This window comes from Nitratireductor rhodophyticola, from assembly GCF_019891355.1.
GTDB classification, from domain to species: domain Bacteria; phylum Pseudomonadota; class Alphaproteobacteria; order Rhizobiales; family Rhizobiaceae; genus Nitratireductor; species Nitratireductor rhodophyticola.
Map to the genome: position 1 here is coordinate 958,800 of NZ_JAHSSF010000002.1, position 17,349 is coordinate 976,148.

The 17,349-nt window shown below is 62.7% G+C and carries 13 protein-coding genes and 1 tRNA gene; 7 read left to right on the forward strand and 7 right to left on the reverse strand.

Features of this window, described 5'->3' with window-relative positions:
• The first annotated feature begins 136 nt into the window (after positions 1-136).
• From KUG85_RS10150 to KUG85_RS10160, 3 genes are all read left to right on the forward strand, one after another.
• Positions 137-1,237 carry a DUF2793 domain-containing protein gene (locus KUG85_RS10150; RefSeq protein WP_223005089.1) on the forward strand — a complete coding sequence of 367 codons (1,101 nt, stop codon included), beginning with the start codon at positions 137-139 and terminating at the stop codon, positions 1,235-1,237.
• Between the two features lie 97 nt (positions 1,238-1,334).
• A tRNA-Gln gene (locus tag KUG85_RS10155) sits at positions 1,335-1,409 on the forward strand.
• 90 nt (positions 1,410-1,499) lie between these two features.
• Positions 1,500-1,751, forward strand: coding sequence for a GIY-YIG nuclease family protein (locus tag KUG85_RS10160; RefSeq protein ID WP_206554031.1), 252 nt, complete (start codon positions 1,500-1,502; stop codon positions 1,749-1,751).
• A gap of 689 nt (positions 1,752-2,440) precedes the next feature.
• On the opposite strand, the gene KUG85_RS10165 is transcribed toward KUG85_RS10160, so the two are convergent.
• Both KUG85_RS10165 and KUG85_RS10170 read right to left on the reverse strand, forming a co-directional pair.
• Entirely contained in the window at positions 2,441-2,698 is a 258-nt protein-coding gene (locus KUG85_RS10165) for a hypothetical protein (RefSeq protein ID WP_223005090.1), read from the reverse strand.
• Between the two features lie 140 nt (positions 2,699-2,838).
• Positions 2,839-4,200, reverse strand: a complete 1,362-nt coding sequence (locus KUG85_RS10170; protein ID WP_223005091.1) for a phosphohexomutase domain-containing protein — start codon at positions 4,198-4,200, stop codon at positions 2,839-2,841.
• Positions 4,201-4,496: 296 nt separating this feature from the next.
• On the opposite strand from KUG85_RS10170, the gene KUG85_RS10175 reads away from it, so the two are divergent.
• The 4 genes from KUG85_RS10175 to cysQ all read left to right on the forward strand — a co-directional run bounded on the left by KUG85_RS10175 (position 4,497) and on the right by cysQ (position 9,519).
• Positions 4,497-5,615, forward strand: a complete 1,119-nt coding sequence (locus KUG85_RS10175) for a DegT/DnrJ/EryC1/StrS family aminotransferase (RefSeq protein ID WP_223005092.1) — start codon at positions 4,497-4,499, stop codon at positions 5,613-5,615.
• Between the two features lie 173 nt (positions 5,616-5,788).
• Complete coding sequence (gene cysD, locus KUG85_RS10180) at positions 5,789-6,751, forward strand: sulfate adenylyltransferase subunit CysD (protein WP_223005262.1); 963 nt, start codon at positions 5,789-5,791, stop codon at positions 6,749-6,751.
• A gap of 2 nt (positions 6,752-6,753) precedes the next feature.
• A complete protein-coding gene (gene cysN, locus KUG85_RS10185; protein WP_223005093.1) occupies positions 6,754-8,673 on the forward strand; it encodes a sulfate adenylyltransferase subunit CysN in 1,920 nt (639 codons plus the stop codon).
• Between the two features lie 45 nt (positions 8,674-8,718).
• Positions 8,719-9,519: a 3'(2'),5'-bisphosphate nucleotidase CysQ gene (cysQ, locus tag KUG85_RS10190; RefSeq protein WP_223005263.1), complete on the forward strand. Its 801-nt coding sequence runs from the start codon at positions 8,719-8,721 to the stop codon at positions 9,517-9,519.
• Between the two features lie 261 nt (positions 9,520-9,780).
• Here cysQ and KUG85_RS10195 read toward each other — a convergent pair whose 3' ends face one another.
• From KUG85_RS10195 to KUG85_RS10215, 5 genes are all read right to left on the reverse strand, one after another.
• Positions 9,781-10,710, reverse strand: coding sequence for a carbohydrate kinase family protein (locus tag KUG85_RS10195; protein WP_223005094.1), 930 nt, complete (start codon positions 10,708-10,710; stop codon positions 9,781-9,783).
• A gap of 85 nt (positions 10,711-10,795) precedes the next feature.
• Positions 10,796-14,110 carry an error-prone DNA polymerase gene (locus tag KUG85_RS10200; RefSeq protein ID WP_223005095.1) on the reverse strand — a complete coding sequence of 1,105 codons (3,315 nt, stop codon included), beginning with the start codon at positions 14,108-14,110 and terminating at the stop codon, positions 10,796-10,798.
• Positions 14,107-15,687 (reverse strand): DNA polymerase Y family protein, encoded by a 1,581-nt coding sequence (locus KUG85_RS10205; protein WP_255606347.1) that lies wholly within the window; start codon positions 15,685-15,687, stop codon positions 14,107-14,109. Before KUG85_RS10205 ends, KUG85_RS10200 begins: the two co-directional genes overlap by 4 nt.
• Positions 15,584-16,444: an ImuA family protein gene (locus KUG85_RS10210; RefSeq protein WP_255606348.1), complete on the reverse strand. Its 861-nt coding sequence runs from the start codon at positions 16,442-16,444 to the stop codon at positions 15,584-15,586. Before KUG85_RS10210 ends, KUG85_RS10205 begins: the two co-directional genes overlap by 104 nt.
• Positions 16,441-17,313 (reverse strand): endonuclease III domain-containing protein, encoded by an 873-nt coding sequence (locus tag KUG85_RS10215; RefSeq protein ID WP_255606349.1) that lies wholly within the window; start codon positions 17,311-17,313, stop codon positions 16,441-16,443. The genes KUG85_RS10210 and KUG85_RS10215 overlap by 4 nt, the downstream gene beginning before the upstream one ends.
• Positions 17,314-17,349 lie beyond the last annotated feature (36 nt).

Below are 17,349 nucleotides of genomic sequence, written 5' to 3' on the forward strand. Positions count from 1 at the left end.
CCGCAACCCGTGAAAGCAGCCAAAAGCGCAGGCGTGCTGCGCCCTTTGCCGGGGGGAGGCCGGAACGGGCACGCACGCGTTTATCCCCGTAGGCGCAACCGCCCTTAGACTTGTGCCTTCACAAGGAACGGCCGACATGGAACAGACTGCAAAGCTCAAACTGCCCTATATCATGCCCTCGCAGGCGCAAAAGCACGTGACCCACAACGAAGCGATCCGGTTGCTCGACGGGCTGGTGCACCTTGCCGTGCGCGACCGCGACCTCGCGGCACCGCCGGTCACTCCAGACGATGGCGACTGTTACATTGTCGGCCTCTCGGCCAGCGGTGAATGGACCGGCTGGGAAGGTGCGATCGCCTATTTCGTCGACGGCGCATGGGAAAAGCTTGCGCCGGTTACGGGCTGGCGCGCCTGGATCGTGGACGAGGCATGCTTTGCGGTGTTCGATGGGGTGGGCTGGCAGCCAATCGACGGTGTGCCGGAAAGCGGGGCCGAAATCCAGAACGCGGCCCTGTTCGGGCTTGGAACCAGCGCCGATGCGGCAAACCCGTTTTCCGCAAAACTCGACAGGGCACTCTGGACGGCCCGCTACGTGGCTGAAGGGGGAACAGGAAGCCTGTTCTGCACGATGAACAAGGAGGCACCTGCCGGCGATGTCGGCTTCTTGCTGCAGAGCGGGTTTGTCACCAGGGCGACGATGGGCCTTCTCCGGTCGGATGGCTGGCGGCTTGCGGTCTCTGCAGACGGCACGGCCTTCAACGATGCGATTCGCGCGGACGAGAACTCCGGTCGTGTCGCGCTGCCGTCGAACCCCAAATTTCTGGGCTTCATCAACTACGACCAGTATGTCGCTGCCGACACCTGGCAGACTGTGGCCATCAACAACACGCTGGCCAACGATCAGATCGCCTTCGACACGGGAACGAACCGCTTTACCGCGCCGTCCGACGGGCTCTATCGCTTCGGAGCGGCCATCGGCTGGAAGCAGAACGGTGCGAACGTTCCGATTGTGGTGAAGGCGAAGCTGGTGCTGAATGGTGTGGGCGACCTCTGCGCGCCTCTGGTGAAGGGCGATGTGGCCAGTCTCGCGGTCGACGGGTCGGAGACGGCGCTGCACCTTCACGTGATGGCGAACCTCACAGCGGGCGACACGGTGGAGCTTGCACAGTTCTTCGGCGGTCTTGATGGCTATGTGCCGGCGACGGTCACGCGGTTCTGGGGAGAGTGGATGGCCTGACACGTGCGGGAATGGGAAGCGCGTGCTCCACAGAAAGGCACAAAACGCCTGCTTGTCGTGGGGCGGCGCTTCTGCTATCCACCGCTTCGCTCGGTCTTGGGGCGTCGCCAAGTGGTAAGGCAACGGTTTTTGGTACCGTCATTCGCAGGTTCGAATCCTGCCGCCCCAGCCAGCCTCCGCTAAAGCTACGGCTGGGCAAGCCGGAGCGCGAGTGGAGGCTGCCACGCCGAAGCCCAAAGGGCGAAGGCGGGCCGGAGACGCCATGCACTATGTCTATATTCTGCAAAGCCTGACATATCCCGACAAGCATTATGTCGGATGCACAAACGACGTTGATGAGCGGCTGAGAAGGCACAATGCAGGCCGATCAGAATCGCAGTCGCGCCACTCATCCATGTTTGGTCCGTGGAAACTGGTTGTCCAGATTGGGTTCGAAGACAAGGCGAAGGCATTTGCCTTCGAAAAGTATCTGAAATCCGGTTCAGGTCGCGCATTCGCGAAGAGACATTTCTGACGTCATCTTGCATTGCGATCGCTACGCTGCTTGGATGCGGAGGTATCTCAGGAAAGCCTGCCAGAAAATTACCTGATCTGTCCGGGTGTGTTCTCAATCTGGGCTCTTCCATGCGTGCAAGCGTAGGAGCAATGCGGAACCAACGTCATCAACGGTGAGCTTCGCGGGCTATGGGAAAACCCCTATCAGTGCCCCATGCCAAGCTTGCAATGGCATCCGCTGCCGGAAGCGCGGCAGCTTCAGAACCTTTGAGCCTCCGCAGCGGCGCGCGTCCAGATGCGCGCCGCTAACCGACCCGATCTGACATCATGCCAACTATTAAGGAGAACATAATGAAATAAAACATCTGAATAATAATCAGGACCGAAAACATAATAACACTCTTCGAATTTGGGCCCGGTCGAAAATCCCTATCAGTGTCCAGTAATATCGGAAGGGCTATTAGGAAAAATTTTTTGATTATATATGAGATCGAGTAGCTAAAATATAGCTGAACAAAGAAGATTATGGAACCGAAAACCGCCAAAGTCCATTTCCATATAAAACCAGAATCATCCATCTCGCTGCTGATAAAGGATTGAATAGCGGCGAGAAAGGCAAGCCTAGTTAGAAAACCAATAAAGTCAGATACCTTCTTTGTTCTCTCAAACTGCTGTGAAATCGTCCTCTTGGATGCTGTGTCTGCGAACTCATCTAACAACAGCGACCATGCCGCGATTGACTCGCGCAAATGCTTTCGGATTCCCGCGGCTCATCCCCCGATTCCTTGCCGGCATGATGTCATCAATACAGGAGAAGAAAAACCCTCCAAGCAACCGATCCCCTACGGCTTTGAGGCCTACAAGGTTCGCAACACCGTCGAACGATGTTTCAATAAGCTGAAACACTTCAGACGTATCGCCACCCGATTCGACAGGCAGGCCGTATACTTCCTCGGATTCCTGCAAATCGCTGCCGCACTAATATGGATGTGATGAATGTCGATTCAGCCTAAAGCTACGGCTGGGTAAGCCACCGAACATCATTCAGTTGAAAAAGCCCGCTGCTGTGAGCAACGGGCCTTCGGCAACTTCATAGAGGTATGCGGTCAACCTACCCCCTCGATCATCCCCCGCAACTCATCCACCTTTGCCTTCAACAGCGCCTTGTCGCCGCGGGTTTCCACGTTGAGGCGCAAGAGCGGCTCGGTGTTGGAGGCGCGCAGGTTGAAGCGCCAGTCGTCGAATACCATGCCGAGGCCGTCCTGACTCTCGATCTCGGGGTTCTGCGGCATGTAGTGGTCGGAAATGCGTTTTTGTACCTCGGCCGCATCCGAAACGGTGAAATTGATCTCGCCGGAGCAGGGATAGGCGGCGATGCGCTCTTCCAGGCGCTCGGCAAGCGTGGTGCCGCTGGCCGAAAGGTCCGCCACCACATCGAGCCATGCAAGCATGCCCGAATCGCAATAGGCGAAATCGCGGAAGTAGTGGTGCGCGCTCATCTCGCCGCCATAGATGGCGTTTTCCTCGCGCATCATCTTTTTGAAATAGGCATGGCCGGTGCGGCAGGGTTTTGCCACGCCGCCGGCGCTTTCCACCATGTCGATCGTGTTCCAGGTCAGGCGCGGGTCGTAGAGGATCGTGCCGCCCGGATGCTTGGCGAGCAGGGACTGGGCGATCATGCCGACCAGATAATAGCCTTCCACGAAACGGCCCTTGTGGTCGTAGAGGAAGCAGCGGTCGAAATCGCCGTCCCAGGCGATGGCGAGATCCGCGCCGTGCTCGATCACTGCCTTGCTGGCCTTCTCGCGCTTCTCCGGCAGCAGCGGGTTTGGCACGCCATTGGGCAGGCGCGGATCGGGCTTATGGTCGATCTTGATGAAGGTGAAGGGCAGGTGCTTTTCCAGAAGGTCGATGATCGGTCCCGCACAGCCATTGCCGGCATGGCAGACGATCTTCATCGGTTTCAGGTCCTGACCGGCCACTTCGTTGAGAAGGCGTTCGATATAGGCGTCGCGGTCGCAAAGATCGTGCAGGGCGCCGCGCGCGGCATAATCGGCAACTGGCTGAAGCACGGCATCGGAACGCATGATCTCTTCGATCCCGTTGAAGGCGTTGTCCGGTGTGGCGGCGGACGCGCCTTTCAGCACCATTTTGATGCCGTTGTAATCGGGTGGGTTGTGGCTGGCGGTGACCATGAGGCCGGCATCCGCGCCGCTGGCGGCGGTGTGGAAATAGACCTCTTCCGTGCCGCAGCGGCCAACGGGGCGCACATCGACGCCGCTGTCGAGAAGGCCCTGGGTCAGCGCTTCGGCCAGCGCCGGGCTGTCCATGCGCATGTCGTGGCCGATAACGACCGTGCCGGGATTGAGGCTTTGCTTGAGCGCCTGCGAAAAGCGATAGGCGAAGGGAACATTGATTTCTGCGGGGATACGGCCGCGAACGTCATACGCTTTAAAGGGGGCGCCCATACTTTCCTTCCTGAATAATCTCGAAGATGAACAATGCTCTGTCATCGTTTAGCATTGCAATGATTGATTGAAGTTTTGTTAGAGTCGGGTGATCGCACACAGAGACAGAATTGCGGCGACAAATGCGCACGCTACGCAAATACACAAGAGCTGAAACGGTTGCATGCGGGCTTGTTCACCTCGTGTAACAGCTGGCGCATCAGTTTGAAGAGGCGCTTTGGTTGCAGAGCGCACGCGAGGGCCCTATTCAACGGACGGGGCTAACGCGGAATCACCCGCAACCGATTGGGCAATAAATGCAATTTATCGATCTCGGCGCTCAGCGTGAGCGCATCAAGGACAGGCTCGCAGCTGCAATCGACACGGTCGTGGCTGAGGGACGTTATATTTTAGGGCCGCAGGTCGGCGCTTTCGAAGAACAACTCGCAGCCTATGTCGGCACCAAGCACGCGATTGCCTGCGCCAATGGCACCGACGCCCTGCTCATGCCGCTGATGGCCTATGGCATCGGACCGGGCGACGCCGTGTTCTGCCCGAGCTTCACCTTCGCGGCGACGGCAGAAGTCGTGGCGCTCGCGGGTGCGGAGCCGGTCTTCGTGGAAATCGACGCCGACACCTACAATATGGCCCCCAAGAGCCTGACGGCTGCCATCGACCACATCAAGGCGGAAGGCCGGCTGACGCCGAAGGCGGTGATCCCGGTGGACCTCTTCGGACTGGCTGCCGACTACGGAGCCATCGAAGGCATTGCCGCGCGCGAGGGGCTGCGCATTATCGAGGACGCTGCTCAGTCCATCGGTGGCACGCTCAACAACAAGCGCTGCGGTGCGTTCGGCCATGTTGCGTCGACGAGCTTCTACCCGGCAAAGCCGCTCGGCTGCTATGGCGATGGCGGCGCGATGTTCACCGATGATGACGAGCTGGCCGATGTGCTGCGCTCCATCGCTTTCCACGGCAAGGGCGAAAGCCAGTATGACAATGTGCGCGTGGGCCTGAATTCGCGCCTCGACACGATCCAGGCCGCGATCCTGATCGAGAAGCTGGCCATCCTCGAAGACGAGATGGAAGCGCGCCAGAAGGTTGCCGCACGCTATGCCGAAGGCCTTGGCGATGTGGTGAAGGTGGCGGTGACGCCGAAGGGCCATCGCTCGGCCTGGGCGCAATATGCCATCGAGACCGGGAAGCGCGACCTGGTGCGCAAGCGCCTTGGCGAGGCGGGCATTCCCTCGGTTGTCTATTACGAGAAGCCGCTGCACCTGCAGAAGGCCTATGAGATGCATGCGAAAGCGCCGGGTGGGCTTGCCGTGTCGGAGAGCCTGCCGCACCGCATCCTGTGCCTGCCGATGCACCCTTATCTGGCCGAGAGCGACCAGGACCGCGTGATCGAGACCATTCGCAGCGCTGTCGCCGAATAGGCAAAAAAGCGGCCTCGGAAACCTCTAAAAGGCTCGTGAAAACGGGCCTTTTTCGCATTCTGAAATGCCTTTTCCCCTTTGCCGGAAACAACGCAAAATGTGCCTCGCAAACCGGGGTGAGGTTGGGCGTGCGCGCCTTGAGAGGGCCGAAAACCGCATGGTACCTCAAGGGCATGATCCGGAAGCCGCGAAGGCTCCGGCCGCAGCGACAAAGACGCGAAGGCGAAGACATGCCGGCAGCCCTTACCCATCTCGACAGGCTGGAAGCCGAGGCGATCCACATCTTCCGCGAAGTGGCGGCGACCTTTTCAAAGCCGGTAATGCTTTACTCTGTCGGCAAGGACTCGTCCGTGCTGATGCATCTGGCGATGAAGGCGTTCTATCCCGCCAAACCGCCATTTCCCTTTCTGCATGTGGACACCACCTGGAAGTTTCGCGAGATGATCGCGTTCCGCGACCGGATGGCGCGCGAAAAAGGGTTTGACCTTCTGGTGCACGTGAACGAGGAGGGCGTGCGCGACGGCATCAACCCGTTCGACCACGGATCCAACACGCACACCCATGTGATGAAGACGGTGGCGCTGCGCCAGGCGCTCGACAAATACGGATTTGACGCGGCCTTTGGCGGCGCGCGGCGCGACGAAGAGAAAAGCCGCGCCAAGGAACGCATTTTCTCGTTCCGCTCCGCAGGCCATGGCTGGGACCCGAAGAACCAGCGCCCGGAAATGTGGAAGATCTACAACACGCGCGTGGCGCAGGGTGAATCGATCCGTGTCTTCCCGCTCTCCAACTGGACCGAGCAGGACATCTGGCAATACATCCTGCAGGAGAACATTCCCATCGTTCCGCTCTATTTCGCCGCCAGACGGCCGGTGGTGGATCGGGGCGGGATGACCATCATGGTCGATGACGACCGGATGCGCCTTCAGCCGGGCGAGAAGGTGGAGGAGCGTCTGGTGCGCTTCCGCACGCTTGGCTGCTACCCGCTGACGGGCGCGATCCCGTCGACCGCCACCACGCTCGAGGAAATCGTCGGCGAGATGCTGACGGCCCGCACCTCCGAACGGCAGGGGCGTCTGATCGACCGCGATGAGGCGGGCTCCATGGAAAAGAAGAAGCGCGAGGGGTATTTCTGATCATGTTGACCGCCAACACAGCGCTTCTGCGTGAAGATGACGATGCCTTGGTCGATATCCGCGACTATGTGGCCGGGCAGGAGAACAAGGGGCTTTTGCGGTTCCTGACCTGCGGGTCGGTGGATGACGGCAAGTCGACGCTGATCGGGCGTCTCCTGTTCGACACCAAGCTGATCTTCGAGGACCAGCTGGCAGCGCTTGAGAACGATTCCCGCAAACACGGCACGGCCGGCGACGAGATCGATTTCGCACTTCTGGTCGACGGGCTGGAGGCGGAACGCGAGCAGGGCATCACCATCGACGTGGCCTATCGCTTCTTCTCCACGCCGCGTCGCAAGTTCATCGTGGCCGATACGCCGGGCCATGAGCAGTACACGCGCAACATGGCGACCGGCGCATCCACGGCAGATGTGGCCATCGTGCTGGTGGACGCGCGGCAGGGCATCCTGCCGCAGACGCGCCGGCACTCGATGATCGCCTCGCTTCTGGGCATTCGTCACATCGTTCTGGCGGTGAACAAGATCGACCTTGTCGGCTTTGACGAAGCCGTGTTCGAGCGCATCGCGGCGGAATATCGCGAATTTGCCGAAGAGCTCGGCTTCACGACCATCCAGCCGATCCCCATGTCGGCGCGCTATGGCGACAATGTCATCCGCTCGTCGGGCAAGACGCCCTGGTATGACGGACCTTCGCTGCTGGAGCATCTGGAGACGGTCGACATCGAGGCCGAGGCAGAGGGAAAGCCCTTTCGCTTTCCGGTGCAGTATGTCTCGCGGCCGAACCTCGATTTTCGCGGTTTCTCGGGCACGGTGGCTGCTGGCAGCATCGGCGTCGGCGAGCGGGTTACGGTCGCCAAGTCGGGCAAGCAGACGCGCATCCGCCGCATCGTCACGCAGGATGGCGATCTGGAGGTCGCATCCGAGGGGCAGGCGGTGACGCTTCTGCTCGAAGACGAGGTAGAGCTTTCGCGCGGCAACATGCTGGTGACGCCAGAGGCGCGCCCGCATGTGGCCGATCAGTTTTCCGCGACGCTTGTGTGGTTCGATGAAAAGCCGCTCCTGCCGGGGCGCTCCTACATTCTGCGCACCGAAACGGATGAGGTTTCGGCGACGGTGAGCCAGCTCAAGCATCGCCGCAACATCAACAATTTTGCCGAGGAAGCGGCGACCAGCCTCGATCTGAACGAGGTGGGGCTGTGCAATTTCTCGCTGCAGGCGCCGATTGCCTTTGACGCGTTCAGCGACAACCGCACCACGGGCGCTTTCATCCTGATCGACCGGCTGACCAATGCGACGGTCGGGGCCGGCATGATCCAGCGGCCATTGCGGCGCGCGGCGAACATCCACTGGCAGGCGCTCGACGTGACGCGCCAGTCGCGCGCGGAGCTGAAGCACCAGAAGCCGGCGGTTCTGTGGTTCACCGGGCTTTCTGGCTCCGGCAAGTCGACCATTGCCAGCCTTCTGGAAAAGAAGCTGCACGCGGCCGGCCGGCACACCTATGTTCTGGACGGCGACAATATTCGCCACGGGCTGAACCGGGATCTGGGCTTTACCGACGAGGACCGCGTGGAGAACATCCGTCGGGTGGCTGAGACGGCGAAGCTGATGGCGGATGCCGGGCTGATCGTGCTCGTCTCGTTCATCTCGCCCTTCAGGGCCGAGCGGCGCATGGCGCGCGAGCTGATGAACGAGGGCGAATTCGTGGAGGTTTTCGTGGACACGCCCTTCGAGGAATGCGCGAGGCGCGACCCGAAAGGGCTCTATGCCAAGGCGCTCAACGGCGAGATCCAGAACTTCACGGGTGTCGATTCCCCCTATGAGACGCCGGAAAGGGCTGATATCCACATCGAGACGACAGCCCGCGCGCCGGAAGAGCTGGTCGACGAGGTCGAGGCCTGGCTCAAGGAACGCGGTTATTGCTGATCTGCGGCTGTTGCCGATGACTTGAGTGGAAAGACTGACTGGCCCATGGGCATGATGAAGGACGACGCAGCACTTCTGGCGCTGTTTGAGGAACTGGCGCTGGCGGCGGGGGCTGCGATCATGCAGCACTACGAGGCGGGCTTCGAGGTGGAGCAGAAGGCCGACGACACGCCGGTGACGGCAGCCGACCGCGCGGCGGAGAAGGTGATTCTCGACGGTTTCCGGAATGTCGGGCTTGGAACGCCCTGCGTCTCCGAAGAGGCCGCGTCCGGCGGCGTCATTCCGGCGTGCGGCGACGGCAATTTTCTTCTGGTCGATCCGCTCGACGGCACGCGCGAATTCATCGCGCGGCGTCCGGATTTTACCGTCAATATCGGCTTGATCCGCAATGGCGAGCCGGTGGCGGGCGTTGTCTATGCGCCGGCACGCGACCTGCTTTATTCGGCGCGTCCGGGTTCCGCGTTTGAAATTCCGGTGGTGGGCGGAAAGCCGCAGGAGCGGCGCGCGATCAGGGCGCGGCCGCGCCGGTCACCGCCCGCCATTCTTGCCAGCCGCTCGCACTGCACCGACGAAACGCGCGCCTTCATTGCCCGCTATCCCGATGCCGAGACGGTTTCCATCGGATCGTCGCTAAAATTCTGCATGATCGCGCGGGGCGATGCGGACCTCTATCCGCGTTTTGGCCGCACCATGCAGTGGGACACGGCGGCAGGCGATGCGATCCTGCGCGCGGCAGGCGGCATGGCACGCACGCTCGATGGCGCGCCGCTCACCTATGGGCCGAAGGGGGGCAAGGGGCTGGAAGCCTTTGTGAGTCCCTCTTTCGTGGCTGAGGGAGTGGGCTGATAGCGTCTCGCTTGTTTGGCCGCAACGTTGATGCCCCTTCTCCCCGCTTGCGGGGAGAAGGTGAGGATGAGGGGCGAGCGCCTACAGCTACAGTCAGTGCCGGGTTCTGAATGAAGGCGGCGGTCTCATGTCGAGGCCGGCGCGGCCCCTCATCCCCCTGCCGGGACCTTCTCCCCGCGCACGGGGAGAAGGAGGATGGCCGAAACCTTGGCGCTCCTTGATGGGAAGGCAGAGCACAGGCTTTTCCGCCTGACCGTCCAATCAGACCCCCATCAGCTCATTCTTCCATGGCGGATTGGCCCCCGCGCGCGACACGGTGATGGCGGCGGCGCGGGAGGCGTAGGCGATTGCCTTGGAAATCTGCGCCTCGTCGAGCACCGCGATTTTGTCCTTCGTCAGAAGCCCTGCCGTCTCAAGGGCCGCCAGAAGCGCACCGTTGAATGTGTCTCCGGCCCCGACCGTGTCCACCACCTCGACCGGCGTTGCCGGAACGAACTGCTTTTGCGATTTCGTGTAGGCTGTTGCACCTTTTCCGCCATCGGTGAGGATGACGAGGCTGGGGCCGCGCTCCAGCCAGCGGGTGAGAATTTCGTCGGTGCTGCCTGTCTCTCCGAACCATTCCAGATCGTCGGCTGAAATTTTCACAATGTCGGCGTTCGCCACCATGCGCGCGATGCGGGCGCGGTGGGCGGCCGCATCGGTGATGAAGGCGGGGCGGATATTGGGGTCGAGCATGAGGACGCGGCTTTTGGCCTCGCGCGCCATCAGCGCCTCATAGGCCGAGCCGCAGGGTTCTGAAACGAGGCTGATGCCACCGAAGAGCATGGCCGGCACGTCGGCGCCGATGGCCGGCAGATCGGATGGCTCGATCATGCGCCCGGCTGTGCCTTCGTCGTAGAAATCATACTCGGCCTGGCCGTCGGCGAGGGTCACGAAGGCGAGCGTGGTGGGACGGCTCGAAAATTGCGCCAGGCTCAGATCGACATGGCTTTCCTCGAGCTTCTCCCGCAGCATCCGTCCGAAAAGATCGTTCGAAAGCCCGGTAAAGAAGCCGCACGGCACACCAAGGCGCGCAATGGCGATGGCACTGTTGAAGACCGCGCCACCCGTATAGGGCGCAAATGCAGCCTCGCCCTGGCCTGTCTGGCGCGGCAGCATGTCGATCAGCGCCTCGCCGCAGCAAAGGATCATGAAAAGCCTCCCGTTCGTTCCCCTTCGGGGTTCTCCCACCCCTTTCAACAAGGAGCAGTCTGGTTACGCGGAAAGGCTCTTGCGTTCAATGGAAATTGCGGCCCTTGGGCAGAACGCGCACATCGCGCGGGTGCCGCCAGAGGTTTTGCGCCGTGGCGGCCTTTTCTTCCACAGCACCCGCGCCCCGATCGGACATGGCGACAAGAAGATCGGGGGTCGTGTCGATGAGACGCCGTGCAACCACGTGGATGACATCGCTTTCCTTCTGCAGAATGCCCTCGACCGTCACCATGCGCGCACCGAAGACGATGCGGCGGAACCGCTGGAAGACGCGCGGCCAGACGATGACGTTGGCGATGCCGGTTTCATCCTCTAGCGTCATGAAGATGACGCCGCTGGCGGTGCCCGGGCGCTGGCGCACCAGCACAAGGCCCGACACACGCACGAAGCGGCCCGCTGGGGTCTCGGCAAGGGCGCGGGTTTTCAGGACGCGGCGCCTGTCCAGCAGACGGCGCAGGAAGGAGACGGGATGCGCCTTGAGCGAGAGGCCGAGCGTGCCGTAATCCTCCACCACCTGCTCGCCGGGAAGAAGGTCCGTCAGCGCGACGCTTTCCTCTTCCTGAAGGGGCGTTGCGGCTGCGCTTTTGGCGCTGGCAAAGAGCGGCAGTTCCTCCGCCGCCGCGCGCACGCCCTGATGGCCGCTCAGGCCGCGCACGTCCCAAAGGGCGGCGCGCCGGTCGAGCCCGAGCGAACGGAAGGCGTCTGCCTCGGCCAGCCGGCGCAACGAAAACATATCGATGCCGGAACGGAAATAGAGATCGCGCACGGAGGCAAAGCCCGCGCCGCGCGCAGCCATGATCTTGAGCGCCGCCGCCTCGCGCATGCCGTCCACCTGGCGCAGGCCGAGCCGCAGCGCATGGCCGATCGCACCGGGCTTCGCCGCAGGCTCCAGCGTGTGATCCCAGCCGCTGTGATTGATATCGACGGGGCGCGTCTCGCCACCGTGATCGCGGAAATCGCGCACGATGGAGGAGGCGGAGTAAAACCCCATGGGCTGCGAATTCAAAAGGGCGCAGGCAAAAACATCCGGATAATGGCATTTGAGCCAGGAGGAGGCATAGGCGAGCAGCGCGAAACTGGCCGAATGGCTCTCGGGAAAGCCATAATCGCTAAAACCCTTCATCTGGTTGAAACAGCGCTCGGCGAAATCGGGCGTATAATTGTTGGCGAGCATGCCGTTGATGAAATCCTCGCGGAACTGGTCGATGGTGCCGGTGCGGCGGAAGGAGGCCATGGCGCGGCGCAGTCGGTCGGCCTTTTCCGGCGGGAAGCCGGCGGCCACGATGGCGATCTTCATTGCCTGTTCCTGAAAGAGCGGAACGCCGAGGGTCTTCTGGAGCACCGCACGCAGCTCCTCGGAGGGATAGTCCACATCCTCCTCACCATTGCGGCGGCGCAGATAGGGATGCACCATGTCGCCCTGGATGGGACCGGGCCGGACAATGGCGATCTCGATCACGAGGTCATAGAAATTCTTCGGTCGCAGGCGCGGCAGCATGGACATCTGCGCCCGGCTTTCGATCTGGAAAACGCCGATCGTGTCGGCGCGCTGGATCATGGCATAGGTGGGGTCATCGTCGCGGGGCACGGTGGCGAGCGTGCGCTCTTCGCCATAGTGATCGCGCAAAAGATCGAAGCTCTTGCGCAGGCAGGTGAGCATGCCGAGCGAGAGCACATCCACTTTCAGGATATTGAGGGCGTCAAGGTCGTCCTTGTCCCATTCCACCATGGTGCGGTCCTTCATGGCGGCGTTGGCGATGGGCACGATCTCGCTGAGCGGCGAATGGGTGAGCACGAAACCACCCACATGCTGGGAAAGGTGGCGGGGAAAGCCGATCAACTGGCCGACGAGCACGAGGGTCTGGCGCAGGCGCGGGTCGGTGGGGTCGAGCCCGGCTTCGCGTACCTGATCGCGGGCCGGCGTTTTTTCCGAATGGCCCCAGACAAGCCCGGTCATGGCGGCCACCACATCGGGCGACAGGCCCATGGCCTTGCCGGCCTCGCGCACGGCGCTGCGCGTGCGATAGGAAATGACGGTGGCGGCAAGCCCGGCGCGGTGGCGGCCATATTTGGCGTAGACATATTGCATCACCTCTTCGCGCCGCTCATGCTCGAAATCGACATCGATGTCCGGCGGCTCGCCGCGCTCGGCGGAGATGAAACGCTCGAACAGAAGATCGATCTCGGTGGGATTGACCGAGGTGACGCCAAGGCAAAAGCAAACGACCGAATTGGCCGCCGAGCCGCGCCCCTGGCACAGGATGGGTGGCTTCTGCGTGCGGGCGAAGCGCACAATGTCGTGCACGGTGAGAAAGTAGGCGGCATAGCCGAGCTGGCCGATGAGCTTCAGCTCATGGGAAATCATGCCTGCGACCTTCGGTGGAACCATGCCGTTGAAACGGTCTTTTGCGCCAAGCCAGGTGAGGCGCTCAAGCTCCTCCTGCGGGGTGGCGCTCTCACCGCTCGATTCCCTCGGATAGTCGAAGCGCAGCTCATCGAGCGAGAAGCGGCATTCGTCCATGAGCGCCACGGAACGGGCGATGGCGTCTTCGTGCCCGCGCAGCAGACGGGCCATCTCCGCAGGCGCTTTCAGGTGCCGCTCCGCATTGCGCTCCAGCCGGAAACCGGCTTCGTCTATGGTGCAGTGCGCGCGGATGCAGGTGAGGAGATCCTGCAAGGGGCGGCGGGCCGGTGTGTGGTAGAGCACGTCATTGGTGGCGATGAGCGGCGTGCCGCAGGCGGCGGCGAGCGCGGCAAGGCGCTGCTGACGCGCGCCGTCATTGGCCCGGCGATGGGGCGTGAGCGCCAGAAACACATTGCCGGGAAAAAGAGCGGCGAGGCGGCGCAGGTTTTCCTCGAAATCGGTGCCGAAATCATAAGCCGGCATGGCGATGAAGCGCTGGTCCGCGCCAAGTTTTTCGAGGTTCTCCAGATGAAGGTGGCATTCGCCTTTCGGCGCGTAGCGGTTGCCATCGGTCAAAAGCTGCGTCAGCCGGCCATAGGCATGCTTGTCGGTCGGGAAGCAAAGCGTCTCGAAACCGTCCCGCATGACCAGCCGCGCGCCGATGACGAGGCGTATTTTCTGCGCCTTGGCTTCCACATGCGCGCGCACGACGCCAGCCATCGTGTTGCGGTCGGCGATGCCGATGGCCGCATGGCCAAGCCGGGCGGCTTCTGCAACCAGCTCGCGCGGATGCGACCCGCCGCGCAAAAAGCTGTAATTGCTGGTGACGCCGAGCTCGGCAAAGGCCGGTTCCGGCGGCGCCGGGCGCGGTTTTGCAGGCGTGTCGGCCTTTGAGCCGCTGTCGAGAGGGATGGGGTTTGGCGATTGCGCGCTCATGCGAAAACCCCATGGATGAACCAGCGCGGCGTTTCCTCATCGCGTTCATAGAGCCCGTCGCGAAAAAGCCAGAAGCGGCGGCCGGCCTCGTCCTCAATGCGGAAATAATCGCGCGTCTTGCGGCTGGCCCCAAGCGGCGCGCGCCACCATTCGGGCGCGATGCGTTCCGGCCCTTCGGCGCGCACCACCCGGTGGGCCACGCGCCGCCATTCGAACCGGGTGGGCGGGCCATCGGGCACGCCGGCAAGGGTGGTGACCGGTTCCGGCACGGCAAAGAGAAACAGCGGCCGGGCAAAGGCCGCGCCATCCTGAATGCAGCGGGCATGCGCCTGCCAATCGTGGCTTTGCGCCGGTTTGAGCACGGAGACGGCGCGCGCGGCGCGCTCCGGCAAAAAGCTCGCATGGGGCTCGGCGCGGGTGACGTTGCGCGCGCCGAACCGGTTGACCAGCCGGTCGAGAAGCGGGGCGATGTCGCCATCGCGCGTGGTCAGGGCGTCGTCGCCCAGATCTTCCTGCCGCATGGCAAGCGTTTCCACGGAAAAGGCGGTGAGACTGGCGGCCTCGAAGCCGAAGCCCGCGCGATCCTCGATGCGGTCGAGCCGCTCGCCAAGCAGGCGGGCGAGGTGTCCGGCATCGCGCGTGGCGGTGCTGGTGGCAAGCGGCAGGGCCTCGAACCAGCCATCGACGCGAAACAGGCGCAGTTCCACCTGGCGCACACCCTTGCCCGCCTTCTCCAGCATCGCACACAGGTCGCGCGAAAGGCGTCCGATGGCGATTTCGATTGCCTCCTGTGTGACGAGGGGTTCGGCAAAACGGCATTGCGCGGCGTGAAGATGGGGCGGATTGAGCGGACGAAAGCTTTCCTCCTCGTGACCAAGGGCTTCATCCAGCTGGCGCAGCGCCAGCGGGCCGAAGCGCGACGCTAGCGGCGCGCGCGGCTTGCCGATCAGGTCGCCGACATGTTTGAGGCCGAGTTTCTCCATTGCCTCGGTCGTGTTCTGCTCCAGCCGCAGGGCGCAGACGGGCAGCGGCGCCATATGCCTGTGGAGTGCTTCGCGCGAAACGATGAGCCTGCCGGACGGCGCATGGCGGGCCAGCGCCCAGGCGGCACCAATGGTGGGCGCGAGCGCCAGCCGCGCGGTGAGGCCGAAGCCGCCAAGCCTTTGCGCCAGCGTGTCGACAAGCTTCGCCTCACCGCCGAAAAGATGCGCGCAGCCGGCAATGTCGAGGCTCACCCCGTCGGGAAAGTCGGGCCGCGTGAAGGGCGAAAAACACTGGCACCAGAGCGCCAGACGGATGAGCGCGCGCTCGTCGCCGGGAAGGTCGGCATGGGCGACCCTGAGGGCGGGGTGGATGGCGCGCGCATCGGCCAGCGCCATGCCTGGTGAAAAGCCGAGCGCCTCGGCTGGCTGGTTGAGTGCGGTGATGTGCTGGCCATTGTCCGTGGTGGTGACGAGCACCAGCGGCTCGACCTCATGAGGCTTCCGCCCATGCATGGTCGATGCCGCGTCGCCAGGGCGTGTGACCCGGCGCTCGATCGGCCAGCGGGGCAGGAAGACGGAAAGAAAGCGTGTCATGATCCCACTCGACATCCCAGCCGCTTGAGAAATGGCGGGACATCCCTTGCCTTGATTTGATAAGAGCAAGCCGCCAGCGCGGTGCGCCCGTCCCGGCGGACGCTGCGGGCAGCGATGCGACGGACCAGCGGGTTTCGGCGGCTGTGCTCTCTTTTGAAGCCTGCCGCCCGCGCAGGATGAGCGCGGTGACGCCATGGCGCGCGGCGCGCAGGGCAAGGCGGCGGCTGGCGGCGAAATCATAGGCGCGGGCGCTGTCCGGCAGGATGCCGGCGACGGCGGCGATCGGTGCATGGGAAAGCCCTTCCTCCAGCGCCCACAGAACATCGATCGGCTTGCGCGCCTGGATCTGGATCAGGCGGTTCGGATCAAGCCCGAGGGCTGCAAGCCCGAGCGGGTAGAGCGCGCCTTCGCGGCTGGCAAGGTGTGCCGGAGACACCCACAACAGAGACCCTGGCCGCTGATAAAGAAGGCGCGCCAGAAGACAGATGCCGAAGCCGAGACCGGCGGCAAAATCGCCGTGGCCGGCGGGCAGGATTTCGTGCAGCACGCCGGTTCTGAGGCCATGGCCGGGCAGGGCGGCATCGAGGGCTTCGGACCCGAGCGAAAAAGAGGGGCGGGGTGCTGAAGCAAACCTCTCCTGGGGGGCGATGCGACTGCGCAGGGCATCAAGAACACTGCCCGTTTTTTCGGGGGCCGTAGTGGCAGATATTTCCCTTCCGGTACGCTGAACCGGCTTCATTTCAATGGCCTGTTTCATGATGCAGCCTCCGAACGCAACCACAAAGACGCGGCAGGCGCCATGGAACTCTGCGCCATTGGCGCCGCAGTCGATCTATCCTGATTCAAGTTTTCAGCTTCCCCTCCCAGAAGCCTGATCGGACTCGTCTTTTTTCCTTTCCCGCTGCCCCTGGCCGGCGCATGCAGAAACTCTTCCAGCAGACGGTCGCGCCGGGGCGCCGGGCCGCTGTCGCCATGAGCGCAGACCCTGGTGAAAGGGCAGGCGGTTCTGTTTTTGCGGGCGCAAAAATTTCGCCCGAGCTCCTGCATCAGGATGTGATGCTGCTCGGTATCTGCCGCGCCCCATTGGTCGGGAACCTGACGGTTGAGAAGGCGAACCGAACGCTCGGGCGTGGTCTGCCCGGGGATAAGTCCAAGACAGCGCGCGGCGCGCCAATGGGCCGTGTCGACGACAAGAACGCGCTTGCGCAATGTGCTCATGTTGAGCGTGGCAGTGCTGGTCTTGGGGCCGACACCATAAATGCGCTCCAGCCAGGACAAAGCGTCATCGACAGGCCAGCCGTGAAGGAAATCGAGGCTGAGCCCGCCGCTCAGGCTGGCGATCTCCTGCAGGGCGCGGGGCAGGGCAACAGCCTTGCGCTCCGGATGGGTAATGCCTTCGAGCAGCGGGTCTATTTCGTGGAAAGAAGCCTCGGCCAGCCGTGTCCAGGAGCCCCTGAATTTTGCCACTTCGAAATGTTCGACAAGCCTGGCAAAGACACTCAATGCCGCCTCGTTGCGCGTTCTGGCGCTAAGCATCGCCAGAACCATCTGGCTGACCGCGTCTAGACGCACGAAATCCGCTGGCGGTCCGAAGACAGCCAGCAAGCGCTGGTGAAGGCTTGCCATCCGGTCGAATGGCACAAGGGGCAGGGTGTATTGCAT